The organism is Micromonospora globbae (assembly GCF_003610785.1).
GTDB lineage: Bacteria > Actinomycetota > Actinomycetes > Mycobacteriales > Micromonosporaceae > Micromonospora > Micromonospora globbae.
Map to the genome: position 1 here is coordinate 1 of NZ_RAQQ01000022.1, position 21,307 is coordinate 21,307.

The following is a 21,307-nucleotide window of genomic DNA, read 5'->3' on the forward strand; positions in this document are numbered from 1 at the left end:
TACCGCGACGGCGGCCACGAGGTGAAGATCGCCGACTCGGCCGACCCGGCCACCGCCTCCTACTGGATGAGCGTGGACAACCTGGCCGACTGGATCGCCACCCGCGGCTACAGCGCCTCCTGACCCACGAGGCCAGGAGCAACCACGAAGGGCCGACCCCCACCAGGGGTCGGCCCTTCGTCGTCTCCGAAGTCAGCCGCCGGAGTCGGCGAGCTCGGCGCCCTCGGGGACGGTGTCGTCGTCCCGGTCGGCCAGCCATCCGTCGGGCAGGAACACCTTGCCCGGCGAGTTCGTGCGGCCGCGCGGCTGACCCAGGGTCTCCACCGGGAACGGCACGCTCGGGTCGAGCTTGCCGAGCAGGTCGTCGAGCTGGGCCAGGCTCTCGATCATCGCGAGTTCGCGGCGCAGCTCGCCCCCGACCGGGAACCCCTTGAGGTACCAGGCGACGTGCTTGCGGAAGTCGGTGCAGCCGTCCCGCTCGCCCCGGCCCGGCGTACGCGACCCGGCCGTGAACTGCTCGACCAGCAGCTCGGCGTGCCGCCGCATCGTCACCGCGACCTCGCCGAGGGTGGGCAGCCGCCGCTCGGGCCGGCCGTTGAACGCGGCCTCCAGATCGGCGAAGAGCCACGGCCGACCCAGGCAGCCGCGGCCGACCACCACCCCGTCCACGCCGGTGTGCGCCACCATCCGCAGGGCGTCGTCCGCCTCCCAGATGTCGCCGTTGCCGAGCACGGGCACGTCGAGCGCCTGCTTGAGGGTGGCGATGGCGTCCCAGTCGGCGGTGCCCGAGTAGCGCTGGGCGGCCGTACGACCGTGCAGGGCGACGGCGGCCACACCCGCGTCCTGCGCGGCGAGCCCCGCCTCGACGTACGTCAGATGGTCGTCGTCGATGCCCTTGCGCATCTTCACCGTGACCGGCACCCCGGCGGGCGACGCGGCGTCCACCGCGGCCTTGACCAGCCGGGCGAAGAGCCGGCGCCGCCACGGCAGGGCCGCGCCGCCGCCCTTGCGGGTGACCTTGGGCACCGGGCAGCCGAAGTTCAGGTCGATGTGGTCGGCGAGGTCGCGCTCGACCACGATGCGGACGGCGGCCGCCGTGGTCTCCGGGTCGGTGCCGTAGAGCTGGAGGCTGCGCGGGCTCTCGTCCTCGCCGAACGCGATCATGCGGAGGGTCTTCGGGTTCCGCTCGACCAGCGCGACGGTGGTGATCATCTCGCAGACGTAGATGCCACCGCCCTGCTCCCGGCAGAGCTGCCGGAAACCGACGTTGGTGATGCCCGCCATCGGCGCCAGCACCACCGGCGGCCACACCTGATGCCGCCCGAGCGTGAGCGGGCGCAGTCGGGGCAGGGTCGCAGCGGTCACCGGACAAGTGTACGGGGCTCCGACCGGCGCTCCTGCGCGCCGCCGAAGCCCCGTACGCCGCTGGTCAGCAGCCGGGAAGGCGCTCGATCAGGTAGCGCTCGACCTGGTCGAGGGAGATCCGCTCCTGGGCCATGGTGTCCCGGTTCCGCACGGTCACCGCGTTGTCGTCGAGCGTGTCGAAGTCGACGGTCACGCAGAACGGGGTGCCGATCTCGTCCTGCCGGCGGTAGCGGCGGCCGATGGCCTGCGAGTCGTCGAACTCCACCACCCAGCGCTTGCGCAGGTCGGCGGCGAGCTGCTTGGCCTTCGGCGAGAGCGCCTCGTTGCGCGACAGCGGCAGCACCGCGACCTTCACCGGCGCGAGCCGCGGGTCGAAGCGCATGACCGTTCGCTTGTCGACCCCGCCCTTGGTGTTCGGCGCCTCGTCCTCGTCGTACGCCTCCAGCAGGAAGGCGAGCACCGCCCGGGTGAGGCCGGCGGCCGGCTCGATGACGTACGGGATCCAGCGCTCACCCTTGGTCTGGTCGAAGTACGACAGGTCGACCCCGGAGTGCTTGCTGTGCGTGGAGAGGTCGAAGTCGGTGCGGTTGGCGATGCCCTCCAGCTCCGCGAACTCGCTGCCGCCGAACTGGAAGCGGTACTCGATGTCGACGGTCCGCTTCGAGTAGTGCGACAGCTTCTCCTTCGGGTGCTCGTAGAAGCGCAGGTTCGACTCCGACAGGCCGAGGTCGATGTACCAGTTCCAGCGCTCGGTGAGCCAGTACTCGTGCCACTGCTCGTCGGTGCCCGGCTCGACGAAGAACTCCATCTCCATCTGCTCGAACTCGCGGGTGCGGAAGATGAAGTTGCCGGGGGTGATCTCGTTGCGGAACGACTTGCCCGTCTGCGCGATGCCGAACGGCGGCTTCTTGCGGGCGACGGTCTCGACGTTCTTGTAGTTGACGAAGATGCCCTGGGCCGTCTCGGGGCGCAGGTAGTGCAGCCCCTCGTCGCTCTCGACCGGGCCGAGGTAGGTCTTCATGAGGCCGTTGAACATCTTCGGCTCGGTGAAGGTGCCCTTGTTGCCGCAGTTGGGGCAGTTCAGCTCGGCGAGCGAGGTGAGCGGGCGGCCGTGCCGGGCCTCGTACGCCTCCTCCAGGTGGTCGGCGCGGAACCGCTTGTGGCAGGACTGGCACTCGGTGAGCGGGTCGACGAACTCGGCGAGGTGCCCGGAGGCCTCCCAGACCTTGCGGGCCAGGATCACGGCCGAGTCCAGGCCGACCACGTCGTCGCGCTGCTGGACCATGGTCTTCCACCACTGCCGGCGGACGTTCTCCTTCAGCTCCACGCCGAGCGGACCGTAGTCCCACGCCGACCGGGTGCCTCCGTAGATCTCGCTGGAGGGGAAGACGAAGCCCCGGCGCTTGGCGAGGCTGACGACGGCGTCGATACGGTCGACTGGCATGTTTCCTCCTACGCCGGCTGGCGGTCGGCGGGGACTGATAGGGACGCGACGATTCGGGACAACGGTAACGACGGCAGGGTCCCGAGCCCAGCACAATACCGGGGACGCCTCAGTTGATCCCGCAGACCTCCAGGCCACCGGTCTGCTGGTCCTGGCCGAGGACCACCTGCTGCCGCTCCCGGCGGCCGCCCTCGAGGGTCACGTCCACCGGCACGGTGAGGTTCGTGGTGTCGACCTCGCCGACCCGGTACGCGGTGACCTGCGGCTCCGCGGCCACCCGCTGCTCGAACTCCGACCGCGACTCGCGGCGCTGCGCGTCGTCGCAGAGCTGGTCGTACGCCTCGGCGTAGTCCCGGTCGACGAGCGCCTGGTAGTAGTCGGTGGAAACCGTGCGGCCCTGCTCGCGGACGGCCTGCACCCCGCTCACGGCGAGGCCCACCACGGCAGCCCCGCCCCCGCCGCAGCACAGGAGCACGGCGAGCGCGCCGACGCCGAGGCCCAGCCAGAGCCGGGCGCGGCGACCCTCCGTGGGCGGGGCGGCGAACGGCGGCGACACCCCGGGACCGGGCGGCGGGGCGGGTGGCCCCGACGGCGGACCGGGCACGGCGGGGGGTTGTTCGCCGGGCGGCCCGGGCGGCACGGGATGCGGCGGTGGGGCTGCCGGTCCGGGAGCGGTCATACGAGCAATCTAGTGCCCGACGGCTCAGCGGTGAGGATCCGCGGCGCGATCACTGGCGCTCACCACGACGGCGCCGCCGGGCGGTGCGGTGGCCAGCGTCTCGTACGCGGACGGCTCGTCGACCGACTCGGCGAGCAGCGGGACGGCGGTGACCTTGACCTCGAAGCCGCCGAGCGCCCGCCGGTACGCCCCGACGGACTCCCACTCGGTGACGAGGCACCAGTGCCGTGGGTCGTCCAGCGCGCGGACGAGCCGGCCGCGCAGGTAGCCGGGGCGGGCGGCCAGCGCGGTGAGGGCGGCGTGCGCCCGCTCGGTGAACTCGTCGGCGACATCGACGTCGACCACGAACCGGTTGGTCACCAGCACGGGCACCTCCTCGTAGAGTCTGTGGGATGCAGCGTACGCAGAGCCCCCTGCTGGCCCGACTGGCCCGGGCGAACCCGACGGCGGTGTTCCTGGTCACCCTGGCGCTGGTGCTGGTCGCCTTCTTCGCCCCCGGCGTGGTCGGCGGGGTGCTCCTGCTGGCCCTCGCGGCCGGGCTGGTGGCGCTGATGGCCACGACCTGGTCGGTGCAGGCGCCGCAGACCCGCCTCATCCGGCTCCTGATGCTGACTCTGCTGGTGGCGGTGGCCTTCGCCAAGCTGCTGTGACATGCACTCATGCGTTTTTGACAATCATTGTCGTTACCACGGACAGTTGACGGCATGAAGAAGCGCGTCACCGTCCGTACCCTCGCCGCCACCACCGCCCTGCTCGCTCTCGGCGGCGCCGCCGCCTGTTCGTCCGGCGGCCCGGCCGGCGACCCTCAGCGGGTGGACGTGGTGGCCGCCTTCTACCCCCTCCAGTTCGTCGCCGAGCGGATCGGCGGGGACGCCGTCCGGGTGACCAACCTCGTGAAGCCGGGCGCCGAGCCGCACGACCTGGAGCTCAACCCGGGCCAGGTCGGCGAGGTCAGCGAGGCCGAGCTGGTCGTCTACCTGAAGGGCTTCCAGCCGGCGCTCGACGAGGCCGTCGCGCAGAACGCGGCCGACCGGGCCTTCGACGTCGCCACCGTCGCGCCGCTGCTGGACGCCGCCGCGGGCGGCCACCGGCACGAGGGCGAGGAGGCCGAGGAGGAGGCGGCGTCCGGCGGCAAGGACCCGCACTTCTGGCTCGACCCGACCCGGCTCGCCACCGTGGCCGACCAGCTCGCCGAGCGGCTGGGCAGAGCCGACCCGGACCGGGCCGCCGACTTCACGGCCCGCGCCGGCGACCTCCGCGCCGAGCTGGAGAAGCTGGACGGCGAGTACCGGACCGGCCTCGCGACCTGCCAGCGCCGGGAGATCGTGACGAGCCACACGGCCTTCGGCTACCTGGCCGACCGCTACGACCTGGAGCAGGTCGGCATCACCGGCCTCACCCCGGAGACCGAGCCCTCCCCGCAGCGGCTCGCCGAGGTGGCCGAGGAGGCGCGGGAGCACAAGGCCACGACGATCTTCTTCGAGACGCTCGTGAGCCCGAAGATCGCCCAGACCATCGCCGACGAGGTCGGCGCGACGACCGCCGTCCTCGACCCGATCGAGGGCCTCACGGCCGACGGCGGTTCCGCGGACTACCTTTCAGTGATGCGTACGAACCTGCAGGCACTGCGTACGGGGCTGGGCTGCTCGTGAACGCGCCCGTCATCGCCGTCCAGCACGCGGCCGTCGGCTACGACGCCCGCACCGTGCTGCGGGACGTCTCGCTGACCGTCACCGCCGGCGAGGTGGTCGCCGTCCTCGGCGCCAACGGCTCCGGCAAGTCCACGCTGATCCGCGCCGTGCTCGGGCTCGTGCCGCTGAGCGCCGGGTCGGTCACCCTCTTCGGCCGCCCGCTGCGCCGCTTCCGGCAGTGGGAGCGGATCGGGTACGTCCCGCAACGCCTCGGCGCCGGCGGCGGCGTACCGGCCACCGTCCGGGAGGTCGTGGCCTCCGGCCGGCTCGCCCGGCGGGGCATCCTCCGCCCGCCCGGCGCCGCCGACCGGGCCGCCGTCGACGGCGCGCTGCGGGCGGTCGGGCTCGCCGACCGGGCGGACGACGCCGTCGCCACCCTCTCCGGCGGCCAGCAGCAGCGCGCCCTGATCGCCCGCGCGCTGGCCGGCCATCCCGAGCTGCTGGTGCTCGACGAGCCGACGGCCGGGGTGGACGCCACCAGCCAGGAGGCGTTCGCCGGGGCGCTGCGCGAGTTCGTCGACGGCGGCGGGACCGTGCTGCTGGTCGCCCACGAGCTGGGCCCGCTGCGCCCGTTGATCGACCGGGCGGTCGTCGTCCACGCCGGCGAGATCTGCCACGACGGCCCGGTGCCGGAACCCGCCGGCCACCACGCCGAGCCCGACCACGACCACGTGCACCCGCACTGTCCCGACGAGCCCGTCGGGCTCTGGAGCAACTGACCATGGAACTCTTCCAATACCCCTACATGCAGCGCGCCCTCATCGCGGCGCTGGTCATCGGCCTGGCGGCGCCGGCGCTCGGGATCTACCTGGTGCAGCGCCGGCTCGCGCTGATCGGCGACGGCATCGGCCACGTCGCGCTGACCGGCGTCGGCGCCGGTCTGCTGCTGAACCGCTCCCCGGTGCTCGTCGCGGTGATCGTGGCGAGCCTCGGCGCCGTGGCCGTCGAACTGGTCCGCTCACGCGGGCGCACCTCCGGGGACCTGGCGCTGGCGCTGCTCTTCTACGGGGGCATCGCCGGTGGCGTGATGCTGGTCGGGCTCTCCGACAGCACCCCGAGCAACCTGCTCGCGTACCTGTTCGGGTCGCTCGTCACCATCTCGCCGCCCGACCTCGTGACCATCGTGGTGCTGGGCGCGGTGATCCTCGTCCTCATGGTCGCGCTGCGGCCGGCGCTCTTCGCGGTCTCCCACGACGAGGAGTACGCCCGGGTCTCCGGCCTGCCCGTACGCGCGCTCAACATGCTGATCGCGATCACCACGGCGGTGACCGTGACCATCGCCATGCGGGCCGTCGGCGTGCTGCTGATCAGCGCGCTGATGGTGGTGCCGGTGGCCGCCGCCCAGCAGGTCGCTCGCGGTTTCCGCGCCACCATGACGGCCGCGATGGCGCTCGGCCTGTTCGCCGCGGGCTCCGGGGTCTGGGTGGCCGCCACCGCGAACACCGCCCCCGGCGCGTCGGTGGTGCTCATGGCGATCGCCTCGTTCCTCGTGGTGGCGCTGGGCGGGGCCGCCTGGCGGGCGGTACGCCGGCACCGCGTGCCGGCCGCGGCGCCGGCTCCCGAACCGCACGAGGTGGTGCTCGAGTCGTCGTGATCGACCGCACGGGGTCGTGCCCGGGTCACGGTGATCGACGCGACGCCGACGGGATTGGTTACCGTTACGGGGTGAACGTCGGATCGGGTCACGACGGCTTCGAGGGGGCCAGCGAGCTGCTGCGCGCCCTGTCGGCGCCCATCCGGCTCGCCATCGTCAGCGAGCTCGCCGCAGGCGAGCGGTGCGTGCACGAGCTGGTGGAGAAGCTCGGTGTGGCGCAGCCGCTGGTCTCCCAGCACCTGCGGGTGCTGCGGGGCGCGGGCGTCGTACGCGGCGCCCGCCGGGGCCGGGAGATCGCCTACTCGCTGGTCGACGAGCACGTGGCGCACATCGTGGCGGACGCGGTCAGCCACGCCGGAGAGAGATGATGGAGCAGCGACCGGTCGGAGGTGGTACGCGATGAGCGAGAGCGGCGCCACCGTACGCAACACCCGCCAGCGCAGCGCCGTGAGCGCCCTGCTCGGCGAGGTCGAGGGGTTCCACAGCGCGCAGGACCTGCACGCGATGCTCCGCGCCCGGGGCGAGCGGGTCGGCCTCACGACGGTCTACCGGACGTTGCAGGGGCTCGCCGACGCCGGTGAGATCGACGTGATGCGCCCGCCGGGTGGCGAGCACCTCTACCGCCGGTGCAGCGAGGGGCACCACCACCACCTCGTGTGCCGGTGCTGCGGGCGGACCGTCGAGGTCGCCGGGCCGGCCGTGGAGGACTGGGCCGACCGGGTGGCGGCCCAGCACGGGTACGCCGACGTGAGCCACACCCTGGAGATCTTCGGCACCTGTCCCGCCTGCGCGGGCTGAGGTCGCGGGCGCGGCCCGCCCGCCGACACCGCCGCCGGATGCCGGAGGGCGCCGCCGCCGGATCGCGCCCCGCCGCCGGAGGCCGCCGGCCCGAGCGCGCCCCGCGACCGGATGCCGGCGGGCGCCGGCCGTGGCACGCTGTCCGGCGTGAAGATCTACGCCGATCGTTTCCCGACCGCCGCCCGCCAGTTCCTCACCGACCTGCTCGTCGTCGCCTGGGTGTACGCGGCCGTCCGCGGCGCGCTGTGGCTGCACGACCTGGTCCAGAAGCTCGCCGTGCCCGGGCAGAAGCTGGAGGGGGCCGGCGGCGGGCTCGCCGACAACCTGGCCGACGCCGGCGGCAAGGTCGGCCGGGTGCCGCTTGTCGGCGACGAGCTGACGGCGCCGTTCACCCGCGCCGCCGGCGCGGCCCGGGCGCTCGCCGAGGCCGGCCGCGACCAGCAGGAACTCATCGACCAGCTGGCCCTCGCGCTCGCGGTGGCGGTGCTGGTCTTCCCGCTCGGTCTGGTGCTCGTCGGCTGGCTGCCGCTGCGGGTGCGCTGGATGCGCCGCGCCGGCTCCGCCGCCCGGCTGGCCTCCGCGCCGGCCGGACGCGACCTGCTCGCCCTGCGCGCGCTCACCAGCCAGCCGCTGGACAGGCTGGCCCGGATCGCGCCCGACGTGGCGGAGTCCTGGCGGCGGGGCGACGACGCCACCGTCGACGCGCTCGCCGCACTGGAGCTGCGACGACTGGGGCTGCGGGACGGCCGCTAAGGTCGTCGGGTGTTTGTCTTCCTGGTCGTCATCGCCGTCCTGCTGCTCGGCTACGCCGCCGTGCTGGTCGCCTACGTCCGCAAGGGCCGCCGCATCCCGCCCGCGGCCTACCTGGGTCTCGCGGCGCTCAACGGGCTGATCCTCGCCGCGATCCTGGCCTGGGCGATCGCCCGCTGAGCCACGACGACCGTCGCCGCGGCCACCGGCCGTCAGCGGGACGGCGGGATCCGGCGGCGGACGTCGGTCGCCGTCGACGGGCCCGCCGACCACCCCGTCACCCAGGGCAGGTCGGCCGGCGGGGTGATGACGCCGGACTCCAGGTCGGCGTAGCGGCCGGCGAGGATGCGCTTCGCGGCCGCAACGTCGACGGAGTCGGTGTTGTCCCAGAGGGACGTGAAGAGGGCGTCGACGCGTACCCGCGCCTGCCGGCAGAACAGGTCGGCCAGCTCGACGTTCTCCGGGTGGTCGTCCCGCTCGGCGTGGGCGCGGACGCAGACGGCGGCCATCGCGAACAGTTCCGCCCCGATGTCCACCACCCGGCCGAGGAACGCCTGCTTGCGCTCCATCCGGCCCTGCCAGCGGGACATGGCGTAGAAGGTCGACCGGGCGAGCTTGCGCGAGGCCCGCTCCACCTGCCGCAGGTGGCCGGCGAGCGGGCCGAACTCGGCGTACGCCCGGGGGCTCTGGCCCCGGCCCACGGCGAGCGTGGGCAGCCACTTCGCGTAGAAGACGCCGGCCCGCGCGCCGGCCCGCGCCTTGCGGCCGAGGCCCGCGTCGGGGTCGATGATGTCGCCGGCCACCGAGAGGTGCGCGTCGACCGCCTCGCGGGCGATCAGCAGGTGCATGATCTCGGTGGAGCCCTCGAAGATCCGGTTGATCCGCAGGTCCCGAAGGATCTGCTCGACGGCGGCGGGACGTTCGCCCCGCGCGGCCAGCGACTCGGCCGTCTCGTAGCCGCGACCGCCGCGGATCTGAATGAGGTCGTCGGCGATCCGCCAGGCCATCTCGCTGGCGTACAGCTTGACGAGCGCCGCCTCGATCCGGATGTCGTTGCGGTCGTCGTCGGCCAGCCGGCAGCACAGGTCCAGCATGGTCTCCATGCCGTACGTGGTGGCGGCCATGAAGGCGAGCTTCTGGGCGACCGCCTCGTGCTCGCCGACCGGCCGGCCCCACTGCACCCGCTCGGCGGACCACTCGCGGGCGACGTTCAGCGACCACTTGCCCGCGCCCACGCACATGGCCGGCAGGGACAGCCGCCCGGTGTTGAGGGTGGTCAGGGCGATCTTCAGGCCCTTGCCCTCGCCTCCGATCACGTTCTCCTTCGGCACGAAGACGTCGTGGAACCGGGTGAGGCTGTTCTCCAGGCCCCGCAGGCCGAGGAACTCGTTGCGGCGCTCCACGGTGATGCCCTCGGCGTCACCGTCCACGACGAACGCCGTGATCCCGCCGCGCCGCCCGTCGGCCGCCGGCACCCGGGCCATCACCACGAGCAGCGTGGCGACCGTACCGTTGGTGGCCCAGAGCTTCACACCGTTGAGCCGGTAGCCCGTGCCGTCCTCGGTGGGCTCCGCGGTGGTGGCGAGCCGGGCCGGGTCGGAGCCCACGTCCGGCTCGGTGAGCAGGAACGCGGAGACCTCGCCGGCGGCGAGCCGCGGCAGGAAGCGCTGCTTCTGCTCCGGGGAGCCGAACAGCTTCAGCGGCTGCGGCACGCCGATCGACTGGTGCGCGGAGAGCAGCGCGCCGATGGCCGGGCTGACCGAGCCGGCCAGCATGAGCGCCCGGCAGTACTGGAGGTTGCTCAGCCCGAGACCGCCGTACGCGGGATCGATCTTCATGCCGAACGCGCCGAGGCGGGCCAGCCCCTGGAAGACCTCGTCGGGGATGCGGGCGTCCCGCTCGATGGCCGCGCCGTCCACCTCCGTGGTGAGGAACTCGCGGAGCCGGCCGAGGAACTCCTCGGCGCGGGCGTCCGCCTCGGCGTCGGAGCGCGGCCACGGGTTGATGAGGTCGAGCCGGAACCGGCCGAGGAAGAGTTCCTTGCCGAAGCTGGGACGGTCCCAGGTGGACTCGCGTGCCGCCTCGGCGACCTGGCGGGCCTCCTTCTCGGAGACCTGGCCGGCCTCGCCGGGCAGCGGGGCGGCCGTGCCGCCGGTGGGTCGCTCGGGTACGCCGCCGGACTCGTCCGGCGCGGGTCGGCTGTTCTGTGTCGTGGTCACGGCTGCCCCCTCGAACCTCGGTCCGCTGCGTCAACGTGCTCGACAAACGTCACGCTACCCCCGGGTGTTACCCAGGGGTAGCTCCACGTAAAGATCGAGTTTCGGCGATGGCGGCTCAGTCGATGGCGGACGGGCGGGGGTCGTCGTCCTCGTCGTCGATGTCGTCGTCGCCCCAGTTGCGGCGGGCGAACGGCAGCAGCGCCCAGAAGGTGAGGAACCAGATGCCGGTCAGCGCGCTGATCACGAAGGCGATGGGCCGGTCGAGGACGAAGTCGGTGATGAGCAGCACCGCACTGACCATCGAGATCAGCATGAACGCGAGCCCGCCGGTGGCCATCCGGTGCGCGAACCGGACCAGTTCCGGCTTGCGGCCCTGGCGGAACAGCGCCCGGTGGAAGGCCACCGGCGAGATGATCAGCGCGGTGGCGGCCGCCGCGGCCAGCAGCGAGACGACGTAGACGTCCTTCTGGAAGGCGGTCGTGCGGGTGAACCCGTTGCTGAACGGCAGGGTCAGGAGGAACGCGAAGAGGATCTGCACGCCGGTCTGCGCCACGCGCAGCTCCTGGAGCAGGTCGGCGAAGTTGCGCTGCCAGCGCTGCTTCTCGGTCTCCTTCGACACGCGCTACCTCCGCTGTGACGGTACTGCCGCCGGCGCCCGGCCGACGGCAGCAACGGCAATGCCCGATCGCCCGTCACGCGAAACCGCCTCACGAAGGCCGGCCCGCGACCCGCCCGGACGCCCGCCGCGTCGATCCGTCACCCCGCGTCGGGAGGGGATCCCTCCGCTACCGGAGGGATCCCTCCTCGCACGTCAGGCGCCGCGGCGGATGCGGCCGGCGTAGCGGGCCTCCAGGGCGTCGTTGTGCTCGTCGCCGCCGGCGATGTTGGCCGACAGGTAGACCGGGGGCTTCTCCCCCGCGGCCAGCAGGCGGGCCACCACCTCGACGGTGATCTGCTGCGCGAGCAGGGCCGCGGTGATCGACGAGACGGCGCCGACCGCGCCGCCCTCGGGCAGCGGCAGCGTGGCGTCGCCGTACGGGGCGCCGTTGTCGAGCACCACGTCGGCGAAGTCGGCAAGCTTGCGCCCCGACGGGTGGCGGGAGGCCATCTGCCCCGAGTGCTGCGCCGAGGTGATCGCGATCAGCGCGTGGCCCCGGTCCTTGACGACCGACGCGAACTCCACCATGGCGCCGTTGACCCCGGAGTTCGAGGCGAGCACGAAGACGTCCTGCGGGCGGACCGGGGCCAGCTCGTAGAGGCGGTGCGCGACCTGGGGGTCGCGTTCGAGCTTCGGACCGAGCACGTCGACCGGCTCGCCGCCGTGGAGCACCAGGTCGCGCAGGGCGATCCGGTTGGTCGGGACCAGCCCGCCGGCCCGGCCGGCGATCTCCATGGCGAGAGCCTCGGAGTGGCCGGTGCCGAACGCGTGCACCACCCCGTCGGCCCGGATCGCGTCGGCGATCAGGTCGGCCGCTCGGCCGACCGCCTCCCGCTGGGTCGTGGCCACCCGGTTCATCGTCTCGGTCACCACGGCCAGGTAGCCCTCGGCGCTCAGCGTCATCGTTCCTCCGTCCGTCGCTTCCCGGTCGGCCGGTCCACCGCGAGGTCGACCGCCGCCCGCTGCCTCGTCGACCGGCCCGTGCCGTCGCCGGCCGGGCCGAACCGGACCGTCCCGGCGTCCTTTACGTGGACGCCGAACCGGCCGCCGTCGCACCGAACGTCGTCCACGGTGGGTGCCGCCCCGCCGGGGCGTACGCCGAGGGCGCGGAGCGGGGCGGCGAGCGACGCGCGGGCGCACGGCCGGGCCGGCGCGGACGCCGCGCTCATGCGCCCGCCCGCGCGAGGATCGCCTCGGCCAGCGCCCCCGGCGCCTCGTCGGGGATCCAGTGGGTGACGCCGGCCAGCTCCACGAAGCGGTAGTCACCGGTCACGTGGGCGGCGCACGCCTCGGCGGCCGTCCGCCCGATCGCGACGTCCCGGTCGCTCCACACGAAGGTGGTCGGCACGGCCACCGGCTCGACCGCCGCCAGGTCCACCCGGGACATCGCCCGGTACCAGTTGAGCGCGGCGGTCAGCGCACCCGGTTCGCGCATCGGGTCGGCGTACCGGGCCACCCGCGCGGCGTCACCCACCCCGGCCAGCATCCGCCGCAGCCCGGCCGCGCCCAGCGAGAGCAGCACCTTCTCCGCCGTGCCCGGCTTCCGGAACAGCGTCATGTAGGCGGAACGGGCCTTCTGCTGCGGGTCGGTGGCGAGCGCGTGGGCCATCGCCGCGGGGTGCGGGACCGATACCGCCGTCAGGGTGCGGACCCGCTCGGGGTGCGCGGCCGCCAGGCCCCAGGCCACGATCGCGCCCCAGTCGTGCCCCACCAGGTGCGCGGCCGTCACGCCGAGGGCGTCGAGCACGCCGGCCGCGTCGGCCACCAGCTCCGGGATCCGGTACGCCTCGACCGCGACCGGCCGGGCGCCGGGCGAGTATCCGCGCTGGTCCACCGCGTACGTGCGCAGCCCGGCGGCGTGCAGCGCGGGCACCACGGCGTCCCACTCGCCGGAGTGCTGCGGAAAGCCGTGCAGCAGCAGGACCGGGTCGCCGGCCTCGGGACCGCCCGTGCGTACCTCGAACGTCAGACCCCGCGCGTCGACCCGCATGATCGGCAGCCTACCCACGACCCGGCCGGCCGGTGTGGTCCCGACCGCCCTGCTGGGCCGGTGGGCGGGGTCGGTGCTAGCGTCTGCCCAGAGACAACTTCACATCCGACAGGGGAGCGCACAGCGCTGAGAGTGCGGGCACGCCCGCAGACCCTCGAACCTGATCTGGGTAATGCCAGCGCAGGGAGTTCGGTCGACCTCCAGCCGCGCCGCCGTCCGGGAGTTCCGGGCGCGGCGTGCGTCTTCTCCTGGTTCCTCCGGTTGAACTGGGAGCGATCAGATGAACCACACCGACACCAACCGTTGGCGGACGATCGACATCGTCGTCGCCTCGGTGATCGCGGTCGCCTTCGGCGTCATCTTCTGGGCCTGGGGCCTGCTCTGGAACGGCCCGGCCGACGCCATTCCGCTGCCCGGCCGGGCGGTCCTGTACGGCGTCTGGCTCGTGCCGGCCGTCCTGGGCGGGCTCATCGTCCGCAAGCCGGGCGCGGCCTTCTACACGCTCACGATCGCCGCGCTGGTCTCCGTGGCGCTGGGCAGCAGCTGGGGTTGGACGCTCGTCATCCAGGGCCCGCTGGAGGCGGCCGCCGGCGAGCTGGCCTTCGCGCTGTTCGGCTACCGGAACTTCCGGGCCCCCGTCGCCCTGCTCTCCGGCACGCTCGCCGGCATCGCGGCGGCCCTGTACGACGTCTTCGTCTGGTACCCGGACACCGCGTGGGGCAGCTTCCGGCTGCCGTACATCCTGATCACGGCCGCCAGCTCGCTGGTCGTCGCCGGTGTCGGCGGCCTCGCCCTCACCCGGGCGCTGGTGGGCACCGGCGTCCTGGACCGCTTCCCCGCCGGCCGGGAACGCACGGCGATCTGACGGCCCGCGCAGGCCGCCCCGATCACGCCCGCCCGTTCCCGGTCGATCATGAAGTTGTTGCCACGACACGCCGGTGGCCGGAGCAGCATGATCACGCCACGGGACGGCGGGGCGGTGGGGCGGCGGGGAGAGGGGGTTTCGTGGGGGCGGTGACGCTTCGGGGGTTCGGGTGGCGGCACGCCGGGCGTAAGCGCTGGGCCGTCCGCGGCGTGGACCTGCGCGTCGAGGCCGGCGAGCGCGTGCTGCTGCTCGGCCCCTCCGGCGCCGGCAAGAGCACCCTGCTGGCCGCGCTCGCCGGGCTGCTGCCCGAGGACTCGGGCGAGCAGGAGGGCACCGTCGAGATCGACGGGCTCGACCCGCGCAAGGCCCGGGAACGGGTGGGCATCGTCTTCCAGGACCCGGAGACCCAGCTCGTCATGGCCCGCTGCGGCGACGACGTCGCGTTCGGGCTGGAGAACCGGGGCGTACCCGCCGACGAGATCTGGCCCCGGGTCGACGAGGCCTTGCGCCGCGTCGGCTTCCCGTACGACCGGGACCGGCCCACCGCGGCGCTCTCCGGCGGTGAGCAGCAGCGCCTCGCGCTGGCCGGCGCGCTCGCGCTGCGGCCCGGGCTGCTGCTGCTCGACGAGCCGACCGCCAACCTCGACCCGCCCGGCGCCGCCCTGGTCCGCACGGCCGTCGCCGGTGCCCTCGACGCCGACACCACCCTCGTCCTCGTGGAGCACCGGGTCGCCGAGGCGCTGCCCCTGGTCGACCGGGTGGTGGTGCTGGAGCCCGGCGGCGGTGTCCGCGCCGACGGCAGCCCGGACGAGGTCTTCGGCGCCCACGGCGACGCGCTCGCGGCCGAGGGGGTCTGGGTGCCGGGCCGCACCGTGCCCGCGCGCCGCGGCACCGCGACCCCCGGGGAGGTGCTGCTCACCGCCGACCGGCTCGGCCTGCCACCCCGGCTGGCCCCCACCGACCTTCAGGTACGCGCCGGCGAGGCGCTCGCCGTGCTCGGCCCGAACGGCGCCGGCAAGTCCACGCTGGCGCTGCTGCTGGGCGGCCTGGTGAAGCCCGGAACGGGTACGGTGGCCGCCAGCGCGGCGCTCGCCGGCCGGGACGCCCGCACTCCCCCGCACCGCTGGCGCGCGCCGGCCCTGGCCACCCGGATCGGCTCGGTCTTCCAGGACCCCGAGCACCAGTTCGTCACCGGCACCGTCTTCGACGAGCTGGCGCTCGGGCCGCGGCGTACCGGCCGGCCGGAAGCGGAGGTGCGGTCCACCGTGGACGACCTGCTCGCCCGGCTGCGGCTCACGGCGCTCGCCGGTGCGAACCCGTACACCCTCTCCGGCGGCGAGGCCCGGCGGCTCAGCGTGGCGACCGCCCTGGCCACCGCGCCCCGCCTGCTCATCTGCGACGAGCCCACGTTCGGCCAGGACCGGCGCACGTGGCTGGAGCTGGTGGATCTCTTCGCCGACCTGCGCGACGCCGGGCACGGGGTCGTCGCGGTGACGCACGACGCCGAGTTCGTCGCCGCGCTGGCCGACCGGCAGCTCGCCCTGAGCCGCGGGCCGTCGTCCGGGGCGACCCCGTGATCGGCCCGCAGCCGGTCGCCGTCGCCTCGGCGCCGCTGGCCCGGCGCAACCCGGTGGCGAAGCTCGCCGCCGCGCTGCTCTTCTCGGTCGTCCTCATCGCCACGCTCGACCCGGTCGCGCCGGCGATCGCCATCGCGGTCGAGCTGGCGGTGCTGCCGCTGTTCGGCGTCCGCTACCGGGTGCTGGCCCGGCGGGCCTGGCCGTTGCTGGTCAGCGCGGTCGGCATCGTGGTGACGCTGGTGCTCTTCGCGGCCGAGCGCTCCGGCCGGGTGCTGGTCGAGGCCGGGCCGGTCGCGGTCACCTCGGGCGTCCTGCTCACCGCGCTCGGCCTGGTGCTGCGGATGATCGCGGTGGCGTTGCCCGGCGTCATCGTGTTCGCCACCACCGACGCCACCGACCTGGCCGACGCCCTGATCCAGAACGCGAGGGCGCCGGCCCGGTTCGCCATCGGCGCGCTGGCGGCGTTCCGCCTCGTACCGCTGCTCGGGCAGGAGTGGCAGGCGATCAGCATGGCGCGGCGGGCACGCGGCGTCGACGCGGGGCGCAACCCGGTGGCGAAGCTGCGGCTCTTCGTCTCGACCGCGTTCGCCCTGCTCGTCGGGGCGATCCGGCGGGGCACCCGGCTCGCGGTCGCCATGGACGCCCGGGGCTTCGACGCCGGTGTCCCGCGTACGACCGCCCGGCGGCAGCGCTTCACGGCCGCCGACGCGCTGCTGGTGGCCGGCGCGGTGGCGCTGGGGGGCGCCGCCCTGACCGCGAGCATCCTGCTGGGCACGTTCCGCCCGCTCATCGGCTGACCCGCCGGTCACCGCCGCAGCTGGGCCACCCCGCTGCGGTACGCCAGCACCACCGCCTGCACCCGGTCCCGCACCCCGAGCTTGGCGAAGATGCGGTTCACGTGCGTCTTCACGGTCGCCTCGCCGACGAAGAGCTGCTCGGCGATCTCCCGGTTCGACAGGCCGAGCGCCATCATCCGCAGCACCTCGGTCTCCCGCGCGGTCAGCTCCGCGAGGCCCGGGTGCGCCACCACCGACGCCGTGGCCGTGTAGTGGTCGATGAGGCGCCGGGTGATCGACGGGGACAGCAGGGCGTCGCCCCGGGCCGCGATCCGCACCGCCTCGGCCAGCTCGCGGGGCGGGGTGGTCTTGAGCATGAACCCGGAGGCGCCGGCCCGCAGCGCCCGGTAGACGTACTCGTCGAGGTCGAACGTCGTGAGCATGATGACGCGGGTCTCGCCGCGCGCCGCCAGGATCCGCTCGGTGGCCGCGATCCCGTCGGTCGGCGCCATGTGGATGTCCATCAGCACGACGTCGGGCGCGTACCGGGTCGCGAGCTGCACGGCCTCCTCGCCGTCGGCGGCGTCGCCGACCACCTCGAGGTCCGGCTGCGCCGTGAGGATCATGCGGAGGCCGCCGCGCACCAGCGCCTCGTCGTCGGCGATCAGCACCCGGGTCACCGCGTGACCCCCGCTGGCGCGAGCGGGCCGACCGACGCCTCGGCGTCGAACGGCAGCTCGACGCGTACCTCGAAGCCGCCCTGCGGGCGCGGGCCGGCGGTCACCGTGCCGCCGAACAGCTCGACCCGCTCGCGGATGCCGGTGAGGCCGTGCCCGGTGCCGGCGCTGCGGCGGGCCGCGCCGGTCCCGTCGTCGGTGACGCGCAGCCGGAGCGCGTCGGCCGCCACCTCGATCGAGACGCGGACGGCCGCGCCCGGCGCGTGGCGGGCGGCGTTGGTGAGCGCCTCCTGGAGGATCCGGTACCCGCTCACGTCCGCGGCGGCCGGGATCGCGTCGAGGTCACCCGTGACGGCCACGTCGACCTGCCCGCCGGCGAGGCGCACCCCGGTGGCCAACGGTTCGAGCCGCCGCAGCGAGGGCAGCGCCTCCGGGGCCGGCTCGGCGCCGCGGAGGACGACGAGCAGTCGGCGCAGCTCGGTCACCACCTCACGGCCGACGTCCTGCACCGCGTCGAGGGACCCGCGGGCCCGGGCCGCGTCCGAGTCGAGCACCGCCTGCGCCGCGGCGGCCTGCAGCACCATCACCGAGACCCCGTGCGAGACGATGTCGTGCAGCTCCCGCGCCACCCGCAGCCGCTCGTCCGCCCGGGCGGCGGCCTCCCGCTCGGCGGCGAGCGCCACGAGCCGGGCCGCCTGCGCCCGCCGCATCCGCACGGCGTACCCCGGACCGAGCACGGCGAGCCCGACGAACAGGATGAACACCCAGTCGGAGTCGCCGGCCACGGTGTTCTCGATCCCCAGCGGGACGAAGTAGCTCGACGCGGCGACCGGGAAGGCGGCCCGGCCGCCCAGGGCCACACAGCCGAAGGAGGCGGCGAGCAGCGCCAGCAGCGGCACGACCGGCCACTCCGGCAGGACCGGCGTGAAGCTCTGCGCCGCGAAGCAGGCGCCGGCGAGGACGGCCGCCGCCCGGGGGTACGTCGTGCAGCCGGCCACCGCGAGGCAGTAGCCGACCAGCAGCACGGTCAGGACGGCGAGCCAGCCGGCGGGAAGCGCGGCGAGGTCCGGCCCCTCCCCCTCGACGTAGCCGGCGAGCGGGACGTGGATCTCGGCCAGGCCGAACGCGAGCAACGCGGCACCGGCGAGCGAGGTGGCCACCTCGCGCCACCGGGCCCGGACGGCGAGGGTGGCTGACATGCCGGAAGGGTAGCGACGGCGGGCCCCGTTCCGCGTCCACCCACGGGTGTAGCGACCACCGCCGAGGCTCCACCCCCGGATCAACTTCCGCACCGACGACCCGGCCCGCCGCGGCTCCTAGCGTCCCTGCCACGACTTCGGAAAGGAGACACCGATGGACGACAGCACCGGACGGGACCGGAGCCGGCGGCTCACGGCGGCCGCCCTGCTCGCCGGCGGCGTCGTGTACGGCGCCGGGAACGCCTTCTACTGGCTGATGTTCCCCGACGACGTGTCCGACACGGCGGAGAACGTGGTGGCGGCCGCCGGGCACCTGGGCGCGTGGCGGTTCGAGACCGCCCTGTTCGCCCTGGCCCATCTGCTGCTGCTACCGGCCACACTCGGGCTGGCCGCCACGCTGGGCCGGCGCAGGCCGCTGGCGGCCACCGTGGGCGGCGCCGCGGCGCTGCTCGGGCTCTACTTCTCCACCGTCCACCTGTGGCAGTACAACGCGTTCTTCGGTGCGCTCGCCGGCGCCGGCGTGGACGCCGACACCGTCCGGCCGGTCACCACCGCGATCGACGGGGACGCCTTCGTGACGACGTCGTTCGCCGTGTGGCTGCTCGGCTGGATGGTCGGGCTCCTCGTGCTCGCGTTCGGCGCGTGGCGCGCCCGGCTGGTGGCGCTCTGGGTGCCGCTCGTCCTCACCACCGGGCAGGTGCTCGACCTGGTCGGCACCGGTGTCCCGCTCAAGATGGTGGTGAGTGTGCTGGTGGTGGCCGGTTTCGTCGGTCTGGCGCTCGGCGTCGGGCGGTCCCGTGCCGTCGAGGCACCGGCCGGAGCCGCGACCCCGGCGCCCGCGACGGCCTGAGCCGTGGGAGCGGGCGGGGCCACGGGAGCGGGGCGGGACGTGGCCCCGCCCCGGACCGGCTCGGCCCGGCCGGTGCGGGGATCCGCGGCCCGGCCGGGCGGGGTGAGCCCGTGTCAGCTCCGCCGGAAGGCGTAGAACCGCTGCTGGCCGGCGCGCTGGCTGCGCCCGCTGAGGCGGGCGTCGCGGCCGGCCGGCGGGCCGGCCTTCGGCGGCGGCGTGTCCGGCCGCCCGGGCAGGGCCACCGGCGCGACGGGAGCCACGGTGAGGGCGTCGAGATCCGGCGGGGTCACGTCCACCTGGGACGACGCCGGTACGGGCTTGCGGGACTTCTTCGGACTGCGCTTGGCGGGCATACGCTGCCTCCTGACTGTCGGGGCGCCGGACGGGCGCGGCGAGCGGGCAGGCCCCGGGGGTCCGACAGGAGACGCCGCGAGTGACGGCGGCGGAAGGATGCGGACGCCCGGAGCGGACGGGTCCGCGGCGCGAACGGCGGCGGACCGGGGCTCGGTGGAACGGGCGTCAGTTACGCATGCCGACACGCTAACCGGACGCCCGCCGTCGCGCAGCCGAATTACCGCACCGGTTGGCGGAACCGAGGCGGACCGGCGGAGGCGAGCACCGATCGTCACCCCCTCCGCACCGGGCGTCGACATCCCGGGCCCGCGTCCGCACCGCCCGCGCTACGGTCGCAGCACGGGCAACCGGACGGGAAGGGTGGCGTGGGCATGGCGGAGCGGGCGACGGCGCAGATCGGGGTCACCGGGCTGGCGGTGATGGGCCGCAACCTGGCCCGGAACCTGGCTCGCAACGGTTTCACGGTGGCGGTGCACAACCGCTCGCCGGAGCGCACCCGCAGTCTCGTGGCGGAACACGGCGGCGAGGGCCGGTTCGTGCCCGCCGAGTCGATGGCCGACTTCGTGGCGGCGCTGGAACGCCCCCGCGCGGTGATCGTGATGGTGAAGGCCGGCGGACCCACCGACGCCGTCATCGACGAACTGGTCCCGCTGCTCGAACCGGGCGACATCGTGGTGGACTGCGGCAACGCGCACTTCGCCGACACGCGCCGCCGGGAGGAGGCGTTGCGCGACCACGGCCTCCACTTCGTCGGCACCGGGGTGTCCGGGGGCGAGGAGGGCGCGCTGCACGGGCCGAGCATCATGCCCGGCGGCTCCGACGAGTCGTACCGCAAGCTCGGGCCGATCTTCGAGAAGATCGCGGCCCAGGTGGACGGCGTCCCGTGCTGCCGGCACATCGGCCCGGACGGCGCCGGCCACTTCGTGAAGATGGTCCACAACGGCATCGAGTACGCCGACATGCAGCTCATCGCCGAGGCGTACGACCTGTTGCGGGCCGGCCTGGGCGCGGAGCCGGCCGAGATCGCGGAGATCTTCCGGGGCTGGAACGGCGGCGAGCTGGAGTCCTTCCTCATCGAGATCACCGCCGACGTGCTGGCGCACACCGACGCGGCCAGCGGCCGCCCGTTCGTGGACGTCGTGCTCGACCGGGCGGAGCAGAAGGGCACCGGCCGGTGGACCGTGCAGAGCGCCCTCGACCTGGGCATCCCCATCACCGGCATCGCCGAGGCGACGTTCGCCCGCTCGCTGTCGGGCCACGCCGACCAGCGCGAGGCGGCCCGTGCGGCGTTCCCCGACGCGGGAGCGACGTGGCGGGTGGACGACCGGGACGCGTTCGTCGAGGACGTCCGGCGGGCGCTGCTCGCCAGCAAGATCGTGGCGTACGCGCAGGGCTTCGACCACATCCGCGCCGGCAGCCGGGAGTACGACTGGAACATCGACCTCGGGGGCACGGCCACCATCTGGCGGGGCGGCTGCATCATCCGGGCCCGGTTCCTCGACCGCATCCGGCAGGCGTACGACGAGCAGCCCGACCTGTCCACGCTGCTGGTGGCTCCGTACTTCGCCGACGCGGTCGCCGCGGGTGTGCCGAGCTGGCGGCGGGTCGTGGCCGACGCGGCGCGGGCCGGCGTGCCGACGCCCGCGTTCGCCTCCTCGCTGGCGTACTTCGACGCGCTGCGCGCGCAGCGGCTGCCCGCCGCGCTGATCCAGGGACTGCGGGACAACTTCGGCGCGCACACCTACCACCGGGTCGACCGGGAGGGCACGTTCCACACCCTCTGGGCCGGGGACCGGTCCGAAGTGGAGGCCTGAGCCGCCG

Annotated in this window: 25 protein-coding genes, 1 pseudogene and 1 riboswitch; of the genes and pseudogenes, 14 read left to right on the forward strand and 12 right to left on the reverse strand. The window is 74.3% G+C overall.

The window, feature by feature from the left end; genetic code table 11:
- Nucleotides 1-123: pseudogene (locus tag D7I43_RS25350) on the forward strand (C39 family peptidase); the annotation flags it as partial.
- 69 nt (nt 124-192) lie between these two features.
- On the opposite strand, the gene dusB reads toward D7I43_RS25350, so the two are convergent.
- From dusB to D7I43_RS25370, 4 genes are all read right to left on the reverse strand, one after another.
- Nucleotides 193-1,365, reverse strand: a complete 1,173-nt coding sequence (gene dusB / locus D7I43_RS25355; RefSeq protein WP_120331080.1) for a tRNA dihydrouridine synthase DusB — start codon at nt 1,363-1,365, stop codon at nt 193-195.
- A 64-nt stretch (nt 1,366-1,429) separates the two neighbouring features.
- Entirely contained in the window at nt 1,430-2,809 is a 1,380-nt protein-coding gene (locus D7I43_RS25360) for a glycine--tRNA ligase (protein ID WP_120331081.1), read from the reverse strand.
- A 109-nt stretch (nt 2,810-2,918) separates the two neighbouring features.
- Nucleotides 2,919-3,488: a hypothetical protein gene (locus tag D7I43_RS25365; RefSeq protein WP_338042006.1), complete on the reverse strand. Its 570-nt coding sequence runs from the start codon at nt 3,486-3,488 to the stop codon at nt 2,919-2,921.
- Nucleotides 3,489-3,512: 24 nt separating this feature from the next.
- Nucleotides 3,513-3,854, reverse strand: a complete 342-nt coding sequence (locus tag D7I43_RS25370; protein WP_120331083.1) for an antibiotic biosynthesis monooxygenase family protein — start codon at nt 3,852-3,854, stop codon at nt 3,513-3,515.
- 26 nt (nt 3,855-3,880) lie between these two features.
- On the opposite strand from D7I43_RS25370, the gene D7I43_RS25375 reads away from it, so the two are divergent.
- From D7I43_RS25375 to D7I43_RS33120, 8 genes are all read left to right on the forward strand, one after another.
- Nucleotides 3,881-4,138, forward strand: a complete 258-nt coding sequence (locus tag D7I43_RS25375; protein WP_120331084.1) for a DUF6703 family protein — start codon at nt 3,881-3,883, stop codon at nt 4,136-4,138.
- Nucleotides 4,139-4,192: 54 nt separating this feature from the next.
- The gene (locus D7I43_RS25380) at nt 4,193-5,140 is read left to right on the forward strand and encodes a metal ABC transporter substrate-binding protein (RefSeq protein ID WP_120331085.1); all 948 of its coding nucleotides are present in this window, start codon (nt 4,193-4,195) and stop codon (nt 5,138-5,140) included.
- On the forward strand, nt 5,137-5,898 hold the full coding sequence (locus D7I43_RS25385; RefSeq protein ID WP_120331086.1) for a metal ABC transporter ATP-binding protein: 762 nt from the start codon (nt 5,137-5,139) through the stop codon (nt 5,896-5,898). Before D7I43_RS25380 ends, D7I43_RS25385 begins: the two co-directional genes overlap by 4 nt.
- Before the next feature lie 2 nt (nt 5,899-5,900).
- Nucleotides 5,901-6,773 carry a metal ABC transporter permease gene (locus D7I43_RS25390; protein ID WP_120331087.1) on the forward strand — a complete coding sequence of 291 codons (873 nt, stop codon included), beginning with the start codon at nt 5,901-5,903 and terminating at the stop codon, nt 6,771-6,773.
- A gap of 71 nt (nt 6,774-6,844) precedes the next feature.
- A complete protein-coding gene (locus tag D7I43_RS25395; protein WP_120331088.1) occupies nt 6,845-7,141 on the forward strand; it encodes an ArsR/SmtB family transcription factor in 297 nt (98 codons plus the stop codon).
- A gap of 31 nt (nt 7,142-7,172) precedes the next feature.
- On the forward strand, nt 7,173-7,571 hold the full coding sequence (locus tag D7I43_RS25400; protein WP_120331089.1) for a Fur family transcriptional regulator: 399 nt from the start codon (nt 7,173-7,175) through the stop codon (nt 7,569-7,571).
- A gap of 147 nt (nt 7,572-7,718) precedes the next feature.
- The gene (locus D7I43_RS25405) at nt 7,719-8,324 is read left to right on the forward strand and encodes a hypothetical protein (RefSeq protein ID WP_120331169.1); all 606 of its coding nucleotides are present in this window, start codon (nt 7,719-7,721) and stop codon (nt 8,322-8,324) included.
- Between the two features lie 9 nt (nt 8,325-8,333).
- Complete coding sequence (locus D7I43_RS33120; RefSeq protein WP_192902268.1) at nt 8,334-8,501, forward strand: hypothetical protein; 168 nt, start codon at nt 8,334-8,336, stop codon at nt 8,499-8,501.
- A gap of 32 nt (nt 8,502-8,533) precedes the next feature.
- Here the strand turns inward: D7I43_RS33120 and D7I43_RS25410 are convergent, their stop codons facing one another.
- The 5 genes from D7I43_RS25410 to D7I43_RS25430 form a co-directional block, all read right to left on the reverse strand.
- Nucleotides 8,534-10,540, reverse strand: coding sequence for an acyl-CoA dehydrogenase family protein (locus D7I43_RS25410; RefSeq protein WP_120331090.1), 2,007 nt, complete (start codon nt 10,538-10,540; stop codon nt 8,534-8,536).
- 115 nt (nt 10,541-10,655) lie between these two features.
- Entirely contained in the window at nt 10,656-11,159 is a 504-nt protein-coding gene (locus D7I43_RS25415; protein WP_120331091.1) for a DUF6328 family protein, read from the reverse strand.
- A gap of 192 nt (nt 11,160-11,351) precedes the next feature.
- On the reverse strand, nt 11,352-12,101 hold the full coding sequence (locus D7I43_RS25420; protein WP_120331092.1) for a sugar isomerase domain-containing protein: 750 nt from the start codon (nt 12,099-12,101) through the stop codon (nt 11,352-11,354).
- Nucleotides 12,098-12,367, reverse strand: a complete 270-nt coding sequence (locus D7I43_RS25425) for a hypothetical protein (protein WP_120331093.1) — start codon at nt 12,365-12,367, stop codon at nt 12,098-12,100. Before D7I43_RS25425 ends, D7I43_RS25420 begins: the two co-directional genes overlap by 4 nt.
- Nucleotides 12,364-13,188 carry an alpha/beta fold hydrolase gene (locus tag D7I43_RS25430; RefSeq protein ID WP_120331094.1) on the reverse strand — a complete coding sequence of 275 codons (825 nt, stop codon included), beginning with the start codon at nt 13,186-13,188 and terminating at the stop codon, nt 12,364-12,366. Before D7I43_RS25430 ends, D7I43_RS25425 begins: the two co-directional genes overlap by 4 nt.
- A gap of 100 nt (nt 13,189-13,288) precedes the next feature.
- A riboswitch (TPP riboswitch) is annotated at nt 13,289-13,393 on the forward strand.
- Nucleotides 13,394-13,468: 75 nt separating this feature from the next.
- On the opposite strand from D7I43_RS25430, the gene D7I43_RS25435 reads away from it, so the two are divergent.
- The 3 genes from D7I43_RS25435 to D7I43_RS25445 all read left to right on the forward strand — a co-directional run bounded on the left by D7I43_RS25435 (nt 13,469) and on the right by D7I43_RS25445 (nt 16,427).
- Complete coding sequence (locus D7I43_RS25435) at nt 13,469-14,053, forward strand: ECF transporter S component (protein WP_120331095.1); 585 nt, start codon at nt 13,469-13,471, stop codon at nt 14,051-14,053.
- 140 nt (nt 14,054-14,193) lie between these two features.
- Nucleotides 14,194-15,630 (forward strand): ABC transporter ATP-binding protein, encoded by a 1,437-nt coding sequence (locus D7I43_RS25440; protein ID WP_120331096.1) that lies wholly within the window; start codon nt 14,194-14,196, stop codon nt 15,628-15,630.
- Nucleotides 15,627-16,427 carry an energy-coupling factor transporter transmembrane component T family protein gene (locus D7I43_RS25445; RefSeq protein ID WP_120331097.1) on the forward strand — a complete coding sequence of 267 codons (801 nt, stop codon included), beginning with the start codon at nt 15,627-15,629 and terminating at the stop codon, nt 16,425-16,427. Before D7I43_RS25440 ends, D7I43_RS25445 begins: the two co-directional genes overlap by 4 nt.
- 8 nt (nt 16,428-16,435) lie before the next feature.
- Here D7I43_RS25445 and D7I43_RS25450 read toward each other — a convergent pair whose 3' ends face one another.
- Entirely contained in the window at nt 16,436-17,086 is a 651-nt protein-coding gene (locus D7I43_RS25450; RefSeq protein ID WP_120331098.1) for a response regulator, read from the reverse strand.
- Nucleotides 17,083-18,282, reverse strand: coding sequence for a sensor histidine kinase (locus tag D7I43_RS25455; protein ID WP_120331099.1), 1,200 nt, complete (start codon nt 18,280-18,282; stop codon nt 17,083-17,085). Before D7I43_RS25455 ends, D7I43_RS25450 begins: the two co-directional genes overlap by 4 nt.
- Nucleotides 18,283-18,436: 154 nt before the next feature.
- Between D7I43_RS25455 and D7I43_RS25460 the strand changes: the two genes are divergently transcribed.
- Complete coding sequence (locus tag D7I43_RS25460) at nt 18,437-19,132, forward strand: hypothetical protein (RefSeq protein WP_120331100.1); 696 nt, start codon at nt 18,437-18,439, stop codon at nt 19,130-19,132.
- A 113-nt stretch (nt 19,133-19,245) separates the two neighbouring features.
- On the opposite strand, the gene D7I43_RS25465 is transcribed toward D7I43_RS25460, so the two are convergent.
- Complete coding sequence (locus tag D7I43_RS25465) at nt 19,246-19,485, reverse strand: hypothetical protein (RefSeq protein ID WP_120331101.1); 240 nt, start codon at nt 19,483-19,485, stop codon at nt 19,246-19,248.
- A 372-nt stretch (nt 19,486-19,857) separates the two neighbouring features.
- On the opposite strand from D7I43_RS25465, the gene gndA reads away from it, so the two are divergent.
- On the forward strand, nt 19,858-21,300 hold the full coding sequence (gndA, locus tag D7I43_RS25470) for an NADP-dependent phosphogluconate dehydrogenase (RefSeq protein ID WP_120331170.1): 1,443 nt from the start codon (nt 19,858-19,860) through the stop codon (nt 21,298-21,300).
- Nucleotides 21,301-21,307: the final 7 nt, after the last annotated feature.

What these genes read in the sequence shown, in the direction of transcription:
- D7I43_RS25360 (WP_120331081.1), bottom strand. Translation starts at nt 2,809, where the DNA reads ATGCCAGTCGACCGTATCGACGCCGTCGTCAGCCTCGCCAAGCGCCGG.
- D7I43_RS25400 (WP_120331089.1), top strand. Translation starts at nt 7,173, where the DNA reads ATGAGCGAGAGCGGCGCCACCGTACGCAACACCCGCCAGCGCAGCGCC.
- D7I43_RS25435 (WP_120331095.1), top strand. Translation starts at nt 13,469, where the DNA reads ATGAACCACACCGACACCAACCGTTGGCGGACGATCGACATCGTCGTC.
- D7I43_RS25425 (WP_120331093.1), bottom strand. Translation starts at nt 12,367, where the DNA reads ATGAGCGCGGCGTCCGCGCCGGCCCGGCCGTGCGCCCGCGCGTCGCTC.
- D7I43_RS25455 (WP_120331099.1), bottom strand. Translation starts at nt 18,282, where the DNA reads ATGTCAGCCACCCTCGCCGTCCGGGCCCGGTGGCGCGAGGTGGCCACC.
- D7I43_RS25380 (WP_120331085.1), top strand. Translation starts at nt 4,193, where the DNA reads ATGAAGAAGCGCGTCACCGTCCGTACCCTCGCCGCCACCACCGCCCTG.
- D7I43_RS25420 (WP_120331092.1), bottom strand. Translation starts at nt 12,101, where the DNA reads ATGACGCTGAGCGCCGAGGGCTACCTGGCCGTGGTGACCGAGACGATG.
- D7I43_RS25460 (WP_120331100.1), top strand. Translation starts at nt 18,437, where the DNA reads ATGGACGACAGCACCGGACGGGACCGGAGCCGGCGGCTCACGGCGGCC.
- D7I43_RS25365 (WP_338042006.1), bottom strand. Translation starts at nt 3,488, where the DNA reads ATGACCGCTCCCGGACCGGCAGCCCCACCGCCGCATCCCGTGCCGCCC.
- D7I43_RS25430 (WP_120331094.1), bottom strand. Translation starts at nt 13,188, where the DNA reads ATGCGGGTCGACGCGCGGGGTCTGACGTTCGAGGTACGCACGGGCGGT.
- D7I43_RS25390 (WP_120331087.1), top strand. Translation starts at nt 5,901, where the DNA reads ATGGAACTCTTCCAATACCCCTACATGCAGCGCGCCCTCATCGCGGCG.
- gndA (WP_120331170.1), top strand. Translation starts at nt 19,858, where the DNA reads ATGGCGGAGCGGGCGACGGCGCAGATCGGGGTCACCGGGCTGGCGGTG.
- D7I43_RS25465 (WP_120331101.1), bottom strand. Translation starts at nt 19,485, where the DNA reads ATGCCCGCCAAGCGCAGTCCGAAGAAGTCCCGCAAGCCCGTACCGGCG.
- D7I43_RS25375 (WP_120331084.1), top strand. Translation starts at nt 3,881, where the DNA reads ATGCAGCGTACGCAGAGCCCCCTGCTGGCCCGACTGGCCCGGGCGAAC.